The organism is Pedobacter nutrimenti (assembly GCF_003208655.1).
GTDB classification, from domain to species: Bacteria; Bacteroidota; Bacteroidia; order Sphingobacteriales; family Sphingobacteriaceae; genus Pedobacter; species Pedobacter nutrimenti.
Map to the genome: position 1 here is coordinate 62,479 of NZ_QKLU01000003.1, position 12,418 is coordinate 74,896.

The 12,418-nt window shown below is 39.3% G+C and carries 12 protein-coding genes; all 12 read left to right on the forward strand.

What is annotated here, in order from left to right; translation table 11 throughout:
• Positions 1-74: 74 nt before the first annotated feature.
• The 12 genes from B0O44_RS08480 (at position 75) to B0O44_RS08535 (ending at position 12,415) form a co-directional block, all read left to right on the forward strand.
• On the forward strand, positions 75-740 hold the full coding sequence (locus tag B0O44_RS08480) for a metal-dependent transcriptional regulator (RefSeq protein WP_068402213.1): 666 nt from the start codon (positions 75-77) through the stop codon (positions 738-740).
• A gap of 395 nt (positions 741-1,135) precedes the next feature.
• Positions 1,136-1,507 (forward strand): hypothetical protein, encoded by a 372-nt coding sequence (locus B0O44_RS08485; RefSeq protein ID WP_110829289.1) that lies wholly within the window; start codon positions 1,136-1,138, stop codon positions 1,505-1,507.
• Positions 1,508-1,592: 85 nt separating this feature from the next.
• On the forward strand, positions 1,593-5,978 hold the full coding sequence (locus B0O44_RS08490) for a CusA/CzcA family heavy metal efflux RND transporter (protein WP_110829290.1): 4,386 nt from the start codon (positions 1,593-1,595) through the stop codon (positions 5,976-5,978).
• Positions 5,979-5,995: 17 nt separating this feature from the next.
• A complete protein-coding gene (locus B0O44_RS08495; protein ID WP_110829292.1) occupies positions 5,996-7,159 on the forward strand; it encodes an efflux RND transporter periplasmic adaptor subunit in 1,164 nt (387 codons plus the stop codon).
• On the forward strand, positions 7,159-8,391 hold the full coding sequence (locus tag B0O44_RS08500) for an MFS transporter (RefSeq protein WP_110829293.1): 1,233 nt from the start codon (positions 7,159-7,161) through the stop codon (positions 8,389-8,391). Before B0O44_RS08495 ends, B0O44_RS08500 begins: the two co-directional genes overlap by 1 nt.
• A gap of 35 nt (positions 8,392-8,426) precedes the next feature.
• Positions 8,427-8,639 (forward strand): hypothetical protein, encoded by a 213-nt coding sequence (locus tag B0O44_RS08505; RefSeq protein WP_110829295.1) that lies wholly within the window; start codon positions 8,427-8,429, stop codon positions 8,637-8,639.
• Between the two features lie 64 nt (positions 8,640-8,703).
• The gene (locus tag B0O44_RS08510) at positions 8,704-9,393 is read left to right on the forward strand and encodes a HupE/UreJ family protein (protein WP_110830376.1); all 690 of its coding nucleotides are present in this window, start codon (positions 8,704-8,706) and stop codon (positions 9,391-9,393) included.
• Between the two features lie 11 nt (positions 9,394-9,404).
• A complete protein-coding gene (locus B0O44_RS08515; protein WP_110829297.1) occupies positions 9,405-10,031 on the forward strand; it encodes a hypothetical protein in 627 nt (208 codons plus the stop codon).
• Positions 10,032-10,277: 246 nt separating this feature from the next.
• A complete protein-coding gene (locus tag B0O44_RS08520; RefSeq protein WP_110829298.1) occupies positions 10,278-10,745 on the forward strand; it encodes an HYC_CC_PP family protein in 468 nt (155 codons plus the stop codon).
• Between the two features lie 81 nt (positions 10,746-10,826).
• A complete protein-coding gene (locus tag B0O44_RS08525; RefSeq protein WP_110829300.1) occupies positions 10,827-11,306 on the forward strand; it encodes a DUF3347 domain-containing protein in 480 nt (159 codons plus the stop codon).
• Between the two features lie 60 nt (positions 11,307-11,366).
• The gene (locus tag B0O44_RS08530; RefSeq protein ID WP_110829302.1) at positions 11,367-11,933 is read left to right on the forward strand and encodes a DUF3347 domain-containing protein; all 567 of its coding nucleotides are present in this window, start codon (positions 11,367-11,369) and stop codon (positions 11,931-11,933) included.
• Between the two features lie 5 nt (positions 11,934-11,938).
• Positions 11,939-12,415 carry a heme-binding domain-containing protein gene (locus B0O44_RS08535; RefSeq protein ID WP_110829304.1) on the forward strand — a complete coding sequence of 159 codons (477 nt, stop codon included), beginning with the start codon at positions 11,939-11,941 and terminating at the stop codon, positions 12,413-12,415.
• Positions 12,416-12,418: the final 3 nt, after the last annotated feature.

Consider the following 12,418-nt stretch of genomic DNA (forward strand, 5'->3'; position numbering starts at 1 on the left):
CACTAACAAAATTAATTCGACTATTCGATTTTTTATTAGATGATTCGGAAAGGTTTTATGTTTAACTTTGTTCTATGATTTCCCAAACAGAAGAAAACTATCTAAAAGCGCTTTTCATTTTGGCTAATGAAAACGGAGAGACTGGTGTGAATGAATTGAGTAAGTTTTTAGGAATAAAGATGCCAACTGTGACTAGCATGATGAAGAGTCTAGCAGATAAAAATTTAGTTCGGTATATAACCTATAAGCCAGTAATCCTTACGGTGACAGGAAAGAAAGAAGCTGCATCAATTATCCGAAAACACCGTCTTACTGAAATGTATCTAGTGGAAAAAATGGGGTTTGGCTGGGATGAAGTGCATGAGATAGCAGAACAGGTTGAGCATGTAAAGTCAAATGCCTTATTTGATAAAATGGATGAAGCCCTCGATTTCCCAAAATTTGATCCTCATGGTGCGCCTATACCTGATAAAAATGGAAAAATAGATTTTCCTGATCAAAGAAAATTAAGTGAGTGCAAAGTTGGAGAAACTATTCAATTATCTGGTGTTATTCACTCTTCTGATGTTTTTTTGAAGTTTTTAAACAGTAAAAATTTAAAACTAGGAACCATACTTACTGTTCAATTAATAGAAGCATTTGATGGAACAAGGGAGCTTAGCTACGACGAAAGAACAGCAGAAATTCTAAGTGAAATTGCTTGTGAAAAACTATTGGTGCAGAACTTAAAGCATATATGATTAAAGACCTCAGTTGGGCAATTCGTTTGAAGCAAAAAAACATACAATGGAATTAAAATTTTGATATATTTGAAACCATGAAATGGTTCGTTTGCCTTTTTTCATTTTATGTACTCTTTTTAACTGGTGTTCCCTGCAACCTAGAGGATAATTGTTGTACTGATGAGATCTGCTTTGAACGAAATAATAATAAAGAACTAGAAGGTCAAAAGAATCAAGAAAATTGCCCATGACCTTTTTTTGCTTGTGGTGTTTGTTTTGGAGTGCTTCCAGTGACGGCTTTTATAGCATTTTTTTCAGGCCTCACCTGCAATGTCTGAGTTAAATTATTTCTATTTCGATAGCAATTTATACAATTGCACAGGATTTCTAACAGTTAAGTATATATTTGCAACATGAGATTATGGATTGCCCGTGTTTTTATTGGCTTTGCGTTCAGCCTTTTATTGGCTCATAACCTCATTTCGCACCATCATGATGAAGAAGCAATTGAGTATGCCGGAGATCACCACGATCATCAGGATCATCATGAAGACCGCTCAGCGACCCCTTTTGATAATGTAAAACTTGATGGTGACTTTGTTCAGAAATTAGATTTCCAGCACTTAGATGTCAGTGTACCTGTGAATTTGGTTTTGGTGTTGTATAATTTTACACAGGAACCCATTGTAATTGTTCAACAGTATTGTACACCACCACCTGAGCATCCCCCTGCGCTATTTCATATAGATGCAGCTTCACTAAGAGGCCCCCCTGTTTATTGTTAATTACCGGAATTATTTGCTGTTGAAGTAAATGAACAGGATTGCCTATGCAATCTCTTTTTCTGATTTTTTACAATAAACTTTCAAAATGCTCAATAAGATCATAGAGTTTTCTATTAAGAATAAGCTTGTTATTGGTTTATTTACCCTTGCATTGATTGCATGGGGTGCTTATTCCATTACCCGATTACCTATTGATGCCGTACCTGATATTACAGACAATCAGGTTATGGTCATCACTGTCACCCCAAGTCTGGCCGCCCAGGAAGCCGAAAGGTTAATTACTTTTCCGGTAGAGCAAACAATGGCCAGCATTCCGGGCATTAGTCAAATCCGTTCCTTTTCCCGTTTTGGCCTGTCCATAGTTACTGTAGTTTTCAAAGAAGATGTAGACATCTATTGGGCACGTCAGCAGATTGGAGAACGTTTAAATGATGCCGCCAAACAAATTCCTGAAGGTGTGGGTAAGCCTGAAATGGCTCCTCTTACCACAGGTCTGGGTGAAATATACCAGTATGTGATCCACCCTAAAAAAGGTTATGAAAAGAAATACGATGCCACTGAATTACGTACCATTCAGGATTGGATCGTTAAACGCCAGTTATTGGGTACTCCGGGAGTTGCCGAGGTCAGCGGCTTTGGTGGTTATGTCAAACAGTATGAAATTGCTGTAAATCCTGATCGCCTGCGTAGTGTAAATGTCAGTATTGCCGACATATTTAAAGCACTGGAAACCAATAATCAAAATACTGGAGGTGCTTACATTAATAAGTCACCAAATGCCTACTTTATCAGGAGTGAAGGCTTAGTGGGTGGTTTGGACGATATTGGAAAGATCGTGATCAAAATCAATAACAGAATCCCCGTACTAATCCGGGATGTGGCTACTGTTCAGTTTGGAAACAGTGTGCGTTATGGTGCTGCAACACGAAATGGAGAAGGTGAAACAGTTACAGGTATTGTGATGATGCTGAAAGGTGCCAACTCTTCTGAGGTGATCAATAACGTGAAGGAAAGAATTGAGCAGATCAAAAAGACCTTACCTGAAGGTGTAACTATTGAGCCTTTTTTAGATCGTAAAAAGTTGGTTGATAATGCGATTGGTACGGTATCCAAAAACCTGATTGAAGGAGCATTGATTGTGATCTTCATTTTAATCCTGTTTTTGGGGAACCTACGTGCGGGGTTGGTAGTGGCTTCTGTAATTCCATTATCTATGCTGTTTGCCATCTGTATGATGAACCTGTTTGGGGTTTCGGGCAATTTGATGAGCCTGGGGGCGATAGATTTTGGACTTATTGTGGATGGGGCAGTAATTATAGTGGAAAGTATCGTTCACCGTATTGCCATAGGAAGCTTTGCCGCAAAAGGAATTGCCCGGCTCAATCAGCAGCAAATGGATGAAGAGGTTTATCAGGCTTCCTCTAAGATCAGAACAAGTGCCGCATTTGGGGAAATCATAATCCTGATTGTATACCTGCCTTTATTGGTATTGGTGGGTATTGAGGGTAAGATGTTCAGGCCTATGGCAGAAACGGTGATGTTTGCAATTCTAGGTGCATTTATTCTATCACTTACCTATGTGCCTATGATGGCCGCTTTAGGTTTAAGCAAGAACACGACCCATAAGCGTAATTTTTCAGATAAAATGATGGATTACTTCCAGAGATTATACAGTCCGCTAATCAAAAAGGCTATTCAGCACAAGGCAGTTGTGGTCATAGCAGCAATTGTTCTTTTTGTGATCAGCGTAATAACCTTTAACCGTTTGGGCGGGGAATTTATCCCTCAATTGGATGAAGGAGATTTTGCGGTGGAAACAAGGGTGCTAACCGGAAGTTCGATTGACCAGATGATCGAGGTATCCAGAAAGGCGCAAAAGATCATTCTTGGCTTTCCTGAAGTCAAACAGGTGGTAAATAAAATCGGATCAGGAGAGATTCCAACCGACCCGATGCCCATTGAAGCGGGTGATATGATGGTGATCCTGAAGGATAAAAGCGAGTGGACAAGTGCCAAGACCAGAGAGGAACTGGCCGATACGATGCAGAAGGCGCTTGCTGTAATACCAGGGGCTACTTTTGGCTTTCAGCAGCCCATCCAAATGCGTTTTAATGAGCTGATCACTGGTGCCAAACAGGATGTGGTGCTGAAGGTTTACGGAGAAGACCTGGATGTACTGACCGCTGAGGCGGCAAAGATCGGTAAACTGATCAAGCCTATTCAGGGGGTGTATGATACTTATGTCGAAGAAGTGACAGGTTTGCCTCAGATACAGGTGAAGTTTAACCGGGATAAAATTGCTCAATATGGATTAAATGTTGAAGAGATCAACCGCACCATTAAAACCGCATTCGCAGGTGAAACCGCAGGTTTGGTTTACGAGGGGGAAAAACGGTTTGATATGGTTGTACGCTTAGACAAACAAGATAGACAGGATATTGGTAATGTTAGAGGACTATATATTTCTACACCAACAGGTCAGCAAATTCCTTTGGAGGAAGTCGCTTCAGTGGAATTTAAAAATGGCCCAAATCAAATTCAACGGGACGATACCAAGAGAAGAATCACCATTGGTTTTAATGTCCGTGACCGTGATGTGGCCAGCATTGTAGAAGAAATTCAAGCTAAGATTGATCAGAAAATAAAGTTTCCTGCTGGTTACTATGTTACCTATGGCGGCCAATTTGAAAACCTTCAGGCAGCCAACAAACGATTGGCGTTTGCGCTTCCGGTGGCGTTGTTGCTCATTCTTTGCTTACTCTATTTTACTTTCAATTCTATCAAACAGACCTTGCTTATTTTTACCGCCATCCCGCTTTCCGCTATTGGTGGTGTCTTTGCATTATTGATCCGGGATATGCCTTTCAGTATTTCAGCAGGTGTTGGTTTTATTGCACTCTTTGGTGTTGCAGTGTTAAATGGAATTGTTTTGATCTCTGAGTTTAACCGCTTAAAAGAAGAGGGTATGTCCGATATTACTGAGCGGGTACTCACCGGAACCAAAATAAGGTTACGTCCGGTACTCATGACTGCGGCGGTTGCTTCATTGGGCTTTCTTCCCATGGCCATTTCTAATTCATCGGGAGCGGAAATTCAGCGTCCTTTGGCTACAGTGGTGATCGGTGGTCTGCTTACCGCTACATTGCTTACGCTGTTGGTACTCCCTGTGTTATATATCTTTTTTGAGAAAAAATTTAACAAACCAAAAGCAGGTACTGCCTTGAACACACTTATTGTTCTGGCATTGTCATCTATTTTGTTCATGCCTTCTGGTGCATTTGCCCAAGATGGCCCGGTAGAAAAGTTGAGCCTTCAACAAGCGATTGATTTAGCCTTGAAAAATAATAATGGTGTTAAGGCTGCGGCATTTGGAATTGATTATCAAAAGGAACTAAAAAAAGGCAGCCTTACGCTTGAACGTACCAATGTGATCTATCAGCAGGGACAGATCAATAGTAATACAAGGGACAACCACATTAGTGTCAGCCAAAAAATAGAATTTCCAACCGTTTATTCAGGACAGTCCAAGTTAGCATCAGAGAATGTAACCAAGGCACAGGGGCAATTTGATGTTCAGGCATTGATATTGATTAATAAGGTTAAAAGTGTTTACTATAAGCTGGTATATCTGGACGAAAAAAAGACCCTGATACATTATCAGGATAGCCTATATACCAATTTGCTAAAGGCGAGTGACCTGCGTTACCGTACAGGAGAAAGTAACCGATTGGAAAAGGTAACCTCGGAAACACAATTAATGGAACTTAAAAATGCGGGTAGACAAGTTGAAGCAGATATTCATATTGCTCAAAAAGAACTGCAAACATTGCTCAATACCGACCAGCAGATTATTGTCCTTGAAAATAAACTTCAGAGAAAGCCTTTTAAGGTTAATCAGGATAGCGCCATACTAGCGGATAATCCTTACCTGAATTATTTGAAACAGGAATTGAGAGTTAAGCAACAGGAAACCCAGGTTCAAAAAGCAAAAGGATTGCCTGATTTTTCGGTTGGATATTTTAACCAGTCTTTTAATGGGCTGCAAAACTTTAACGGGATGACACAGAACTATACGGGCTCGGATCGGTTTAGTGGTTTTCAGGTAGGTATCGGTATTCCATTGTTGCCTGGGGGAAACAGGGCTAAGGTAAATGCGGCTAAAGTAAGCCAGCAAATTGCATCAGCAAATCTACAGGATCAGCAAAGTATTTTGCAGGGCAATTTTAGTCAGCTTTTACAACAGAGTCAGAAAAATGCCAGCACACTGGACTATTATGAACAAGGCGCGTTAAAACAAGCTGATCTGATCATTAAGAATGCAGAAGCAGGGTTTAAAGGGGGTGAAATTGCTTACCTGCAATACTTACAAAGTTTAGCCTTAGCCATTAAAATTAAATCTGATTACCTGGATGAGCTGTTTGCTTATAACCAGAATCTATTGGATATAGAAAATATCACAGGTAAAAAGTAAAAATAGAAAATAGCAAAATGAAGACACTTAATTATATCGCAGCTTTCACGCTGTCACTTTTAACCATTACAGCCTGTAATCAGGCTTCCACAGAAGAAAAGAAAGAGGAGGCTGCCACCGCTAAACCTAGTGATGAAGTAACCTTGTCTAAAGACCAGTACGAAGTTGCCGCGTTACAAACAGGTAAATTAGAAATGCGTTCATTGAGTGATGTCATTAAAGCAAATGGTGCTATTGATGTACCCCCGGAGAATATGGTTTCCATATCTGCTCCTTTAGGAGGGTATATCAAAAGCGCTGGTTTATTATTAGGTCAGCAAATCAGCAAAGGACAAGTAATTGCCACTATTGAAAATCCTGAATTTATTGATATTCAGCAGGAATATTTGGAAAGCAAAAGCCGTTTTGAGTTTTTGGCCCTGGAATACAAAAGGCAGGAACAACTTAGGCGAGAAGATGTAAACTCGGCAAAAATTTTTCAGCAGGTAAATTCTGAATACAAAATAATCCAGGCGCGAATGAATGGGTTGGAGCAGAAACTGTCGCTGATAGGGATTAATGCGAAAAGCCTTCAATCTGGAAAGATTTCTAAAACCAGTAATTTGTATTCACCTATTAACGGATATGTAACGCTCAACAACGCAACTACCGGAAAATATGTCAATCCAACGGACGTAATATTTGAACTGGCCAATAAAAGTCAAATGCACCTCGCATTGAATGTTTACGAAAGGGATGCTTCTAAAATTAAAGTAGGTCAATCTATTAAATTCGCATTGGCGAATGAAACCGGATACAATCGCAATGCGAGAGTTTTTCTGATTGGAAAATCGACTGGTAATGAGGGAACTGTACCTGTTCATTGCCGTTTGCTTAATGCCGAAAACGCAGCTTTGTTCCCAGGTATGTATGCCAAAGCAATGATTGAAACTACAAATCAGTCTGTACCAGCCTTACCTAACGAAGCTATTGTGCAATCAGATGGCCTGGATTACATATTTATCCAGACCACTTCTTCAGATGCAAAAGGATCTACATTTAAAATGATCCCGGTGAAGAAAGGTATTGAACAGGAAGGACATACAGAGGTTATCTTGCTAGAGACTTTTGACCGTAATTCTACTGTTGTACTTAAAGGAGCTTACACGCTTCTTTCAGCAATGAAAAATGTAGAGGAATAATGGCACAGGCAAAACTCATAACGGTGTTAAAGGAGCCTTTTCAGGCGCTAAGACATAAAGCATTTGCTATCTTGTATTTCGCGCAAACTATCAGTTTGTTAGGTGATGCGTTTACCTGGGTAGGGCTTGCATTGTTATCCTATCAGTTTGGTAAGGAAAATTCAGCGGTAATTCTAGCCTCTGCATTAACGCTTAGAGTGGTTGCCTTCATCATTTTTTCCCCCTTTGCCGGAGTACTAGCGGATCGGGTTGACCGAAAAAAAATATTGTATATCACACATTTTATCAGAATGGTAATTATCTGCTGTTTGCCTTTTGTAAATGCCGAATGGCAGATTTATGTACTGGTTTTTCTTTTAAATGTGTTCAATGCTTTTTTTACGCCAACTTATAAATCTATAATTCCACAGGTTGTTGACCAACGGAATTACAGGCAGGCGATTGGTTTATCTACTGCAACATTTCAATTGTTAGGGGTACTTGGGCCAGGATTAGCCGGAATTATAGCCGTATGGTTTGGAGCAAGGGATATATTCTTTGTTGATGCAGCATCATTTATTCTTGCAGGTATATTGATCTTGATGCTTCCAGCTCAACTGATAAGTAGACCTGTTCATTCAATATCAGAGAAGCCTTTATCTGCATGGGCAGATGTAGTCAAAGGAGCAAAACTACTCTTTGGAAATAAGCTGATCCGATTTGCCCTGGCCATTGAATTTATTTCTGCAATTGCAGGGGCACAAATCTTAGTGAACACAGTTGTTCATATCAAAAGCGGGCTTTTACTGGGTGATAAACAATATGGTTGGGTAATGGCTGCCTTTGGTATCGGCGCAGCGGTAGCGGCTTTTGTTGCGGGCAATCTGGATAAGTCTAAAAGCAGACGTGTATCGCTGATAGTTGGTGTATTGCTACTTGGACTAGCTATAGCAGGAGCAAATTATGTCAGTTATACTGTTTTGTTAGTCCTTTGGCTGTTTGCCGGATTAGGTCAAAGTTTAGCAGAGATGCCTTCCGAAACGTTGATAGGAGAAAATATAGCCTCAGTGGAACAAGGGAAAGTATTCGGTTCTCATTTTGCCTTTTCCCATTTATGGTGGGCGATTGCTTATCCCATTGCTGGGTTCACCGGAAGCTATTTTCCAGGAAATGACTTCCTTTATGGGGGCATCATTTCATTGGGGATATTGGCGATTGCCCTTCTTCTTATATCAAAAACAAATAAACAATAAATTCTATAATCCATTAATCATTAAAAAAAATCAAAATGAAAAAAACACTAATTATTGCAGCCATGTCTTCGATGTTATTCGCGGCTTGTTCAAATGAAACTAAGAAAGAAGCAACCACAGATTCAACAGCTACAGAAACTATGGCGACAACTGTGGATACTACGGTCGTGAAGTCCGATAGTACAGCAGTAGCTAAAGACACAGTAGCAATGGACAGTGCTGAAGCGGCGCATGGTCACAAACACTAATTAAATAAAAAATTGGTGTATCCTGATTATAAGATTTGGATACACCTGCTTTTAAATGGAAAATATGAATTTTAAAAAAATAATTTCGTTTGCCGTACTACTTATCCTGGGCGGTATGAGCAATCACCTTTTTGCGCATGGGGTGGATGGTGATACACAGACCTTCTTAACAGGTAATGAAGGTGTGGCTTTCGGCCCCTTTCTTTACATTGGAGCTAAGCACATGCTTACAGGATATGACCACCTGCTTTTTCTTGTTGGGGTGATTTTCTTTTTATATAAGCCTAAAGAAGTACTGCTTTACGTCAGCTTCTTTACCATAGGCCATAGCATCACTTTGTTGCTGGGGGTGATGTGCAATATTGCCATTAATGCTTATCTGATAGACGCAATTATCGCACTTTCTATTGTGTATAAAGGATTTGACAATCTCGGAGGTTTTCAGCGTTTCTTCGGTAAACAACCCAATACCAAAGCCGCAGTACTGATATTTGGTTTATTTCATGGTTTTGGTTTAGCCAGTAAATTGCAGGATTTCAATTTCGGTAGGGAAGGTTTATTTACCAATTTATTAGGCTTCAATATCGGTGTGGAAATAGGCCAGTTTATCGCACTTGCTCTGGTTCTTGCATTGATCACCATATGGCGCAGATATCCAAGCTTTATGAAGTTCTCTACTTTTACAAATACCATGCTCATGGCAGCAGGATTTCTCCTATTAGGTTTCCAGTTAACAGGTTATTTCACATCTTAATAAAACATACAATGGCAGAAATGAGTCATCAAATCTTAGAAAAAAGTAAAATTATAAAAGCAGTATTGATTGCATTAGTAGCCGCCGCTATCTTATTGGTTACAGCAATCTTACCTGCTGAATACGGTATTGACCCATTAGGAACAGGGAAGGCTTTTGGTTTTGGAAAACTATATGTTCCAAATAATGGTATGGGTGAAGAGTCTCAAATGATGGTCAAAAAAAACAACCCTGTTATCAAATTGGAAAAGGCAGGTTCAGGTCCAGATGTAAAAAGACCAACAGAGGCTGATTTACCCGCTCCGATGCAACAATATGCACATAGAGAAGATAGCATTGAAGTAATTGTTCCGGCGGGTAAAGGAATAGAATATAAAATTCACATGCTTAAACACGGACAGATGAAGTACGAATGGGTGACTAATAGTGGTGATCTTTATTTCGATTTTCATGGAGAACCGAAAGAATTGAAGCCAAGTAAAAACACTTATTTTGATAGTTATACCATTGCTTACTCAAACAATATGGTGGGTACTTTTCTGTCCCCGTTTGAAGGAAAACATGGTTGGTATTTCAGGAATAGTGGTGACAAGGAAATTAAGGTCACTTTAAGAATGAAAGGTGAGTATGCACTTTAACATCCTATAAAAGCTATAATTAAGGGTTTACTGATATTCGTAGACCCTTAATTGCTCTACTGGGAAATAACCATCTTACTATTGACTATTAATTTATTATCTTGCTATCAAAAGGTTCTGTTAAACTATTTTAAACAATAGCTGTATTGAACTGTTCTACAATTAATGATGCATGCCAGAATTATATAAAATTATAACAAAATAATATAAATCCAGGTGGTGAAATATCACGTAATTTTGATATTGATGAAAGGAAAACTATCCGTACCATTAAAAGCAGTGTTTTTACTGGTTGTGTTTTTATTAAACACAGTGGTTGGTTTTGCCTGCGCTGTTACGATGCAGCATAGTACTCCTCAAGAGGAGCAACATGCTATAGAATCACATAAACATACAGGTCATGATCATGCTAATCATGACCATTCTAAATCAGCGGACGCTCATCATGATTTAACAGATAATCATACCACTAAAAAAGATAAAGATGAATGCTGTAAGGATGAAGTCACAAAACTGTTAAAGGAAGACAAAGTATCGCCTTCTAAAATAGCATTCAGCATACAGCCAACGACTTTTTTCACTTTACTTCCCACTTATTGTCAGTTAGATGCTTTGGCATTCTCTGTATATCAACCCAATACTAAATATTTCGTAAGAAGCTATCATCCACCCATACGGGATATACGGATAAGCATTCAAAGTTTTCAGATTTGATTAAAGTGATTTCATAGTTTTTGCATGGAGGAGTAACTCCTATGCCTATAATTTTCTATAAATCATTGAAATCAAATCATCATGAAAAGAATATTTCTTTTAGTTGCATTTTTAGCAACATCCCTTGTATATAATAGCTATGCGCAAGACCACTCTGATCACACTCAATCTGGCGACCTGCTAAATCTTTACTATAAAACCAAGGACGCACTTGTAGCAGGAAATGCTAATCTTGTGGCCTCAAAATCAGCAGAATTGGTTAAGGTATTAAATAGTACTGAAGATAAAACTGTCAGTAAGACAATGAAAGTTTCTTTGTTGGAACATGCGGGTATGATTGCTGAAAGCAAGGACCTGAAAAGTCAACGTGAACATTTTGCAGGTCTTTCTAATGGAATGATTGCACTCGCTAAATCTACGAAGTTATCCGCCGAACCTATTTACCAGCAATATTGCCCAATGAAAAAGGCCAACTGGCTAAGCAGTGAGAAAGCAATTAAAAATCCGTATTACGGCAACTCCATGCTGACATGTGGCAAAATAGTAGAAACCATTAAGTAATCTTTTTTTAGCCTCAAGCTTTTTGTTTGGGGCTTTACTTCGTATTTTAATAAAAACATCATGAAAAACATCATATTGAGTATGGCTGCGTCCATCCTTTTTTTAGCTGCCTGTAACAATGAAACCAAGAAGAAGGAAACTACTGACAGTATATCAGCAACCACTGTAGACACTGCTTCAAAATCACAACAGAACTCACCGATCCACAACATTATTCGTGCTTATTTACAGTTAAAGAATGCACTTGCTAAAGATAACGACAAAGATGCGGCATCGTCTGGTAAAGCGTTGGAAGCTGCGTTGGCAGGCTTTGATAAATCTTCTCTGACCGCAGAGAAGGCTAAACTATATGAGGATATAGCTACCGATGCAAAGGAACATGCAGAGCATATTGGTGCAAATGTCGGCAACATCAAGCATCAGCGTGAACATTTTGAAACGCTAAGTCAGGATATCTATGATCTGGTTAAGGGATTTGGTGCGGGGCAGAAGCTGTATGTTGACCATTGCCCAATGTACAATGAGAACAAAGGTGCAAATTGGATTAGTGAGTCCAAAGACATCAGCAATCCTTATCTGGGACAGTCTATGCCGACATGTGGTACTGTTAAAGAGGAATTACAATAATAGCCATGAGCGGCATAAAGAAAATTCTTCTTGGGTTATTGGTAATCCTTATAATGATCCAGTTTATACACCCTGCCCGCAACAAAAGCGGGCAGGGTATGCCAAATGATATTTCCAAAATGGTTGCCATGCCAGGTGATGTACGGGGAATCTTGAAAAAAGCCTGTTACGACTGCCATAGTAACAATACAGATTATCCCTGGTATACCTACATACAGCCCATGCACTGGTTTATGAATTACCATATACAATCTGGTAAGGAAGAATTAAATTTTAATGAATTCGGCGCCTACACTCCAAGAAGACAGCAGAGTAAATTACGCTCCATAGAGAACAGTTTAAAAGATGGCAGTATGCCCTTGTCTTCTTACACCCTGATCCATAGAAATGCGATTTTGAGCGAAGCGGAGAAATCGCTAATTATCAATTGGGTTCAAACCTCAAAGGATAGTTTTAAAAAAGAATCTTTAACTAACCCTTAATCA

Bases quoted from the DNA above. Each gene is read 5' to 3' on its own strand.
- B0O44_RS08530 (WP_110829302.1), top strand. From the start codon at position 11,367: ATGAAAAACATCATATTGAGTATGGCTGCGTCCATCCTTTTTTTAGCT.
- B0O44_RS08495 (WP_110829292.1), top strand. From the start codon at position 5,996: ATGAAGACACTTAATTATATCGCAGCTTTCACGCTGTCACTTTTAACC.
- B0O44_RS08515 (WP_110829297.1), top strand. From the start codon at position 9,405: ATGGCAGAAATGAGTCATCAAATCTTAGAAAAAAGTAAAATTATAAAA.
- B0O44_RS08500 (WP_110829293.1), top strand. From the start codon at position 7,159: ATGGCACAGGCAAAACTCATAACGGTGTTAAAGGAGCCTTTTCAGGCG.
- B0O44_RS08535 (WP_110829304.1), top strand. From the start codon at position 11,939: ATGAGCGGCATAAAGAAAATTCTTCTTGGGTTATTGGTAATCCTTATA.
- B0O44_RS08525 (WP_110829300.1), top strand. From the start codon at position 10,827: ATGAAAAGAATATTTCTTTTAGTTGCATTTTTAGCAACATCCCTTGTA.
- B0O44_RS08510 (WP_110830376.1), top strand. From the start codon at position 8,704: ATGAATTTTAAAAAAATAATTTCGTTTGCCGTACTACTTATCCTGGGC.
- B0O44_RS08480 (WP_068402213.1), top strand. From the start codon at position 75: ATGATTTCCCAAACAGAAGAAAACTATCTAAAAGCGCTTTTCATTTTG.
- B0O44_RS08490 (WP_110829290.1), top strand. From the start codon at position 1,593: ATGCTCAATAAGATCATAGAGTTTTCTATTAAGAATAAGCTTGTTATT.
- B0O44_RS08485 (WP_110829289.1), top strand. From the start codon at position 1,136: ATGAGATTATGGATTGCCCGTGTTTTTATTGGCTTTGCGTTCAGCCTT.
- B0O44_RS08505 (WP_110829295.1), top strand. From the start codon at position 8,427: ATGAAAAAAACACTAATTATTGCAGCCATGTCTTCGATGTTATTCGCG.
- B0O44_RS08520 (WP_110829298.1), top strand. From the start codon at position 10,278: ATGAAAGGAAAACTATCCGTACCATTAAAAGCAGTGTTTTTACTGGTT.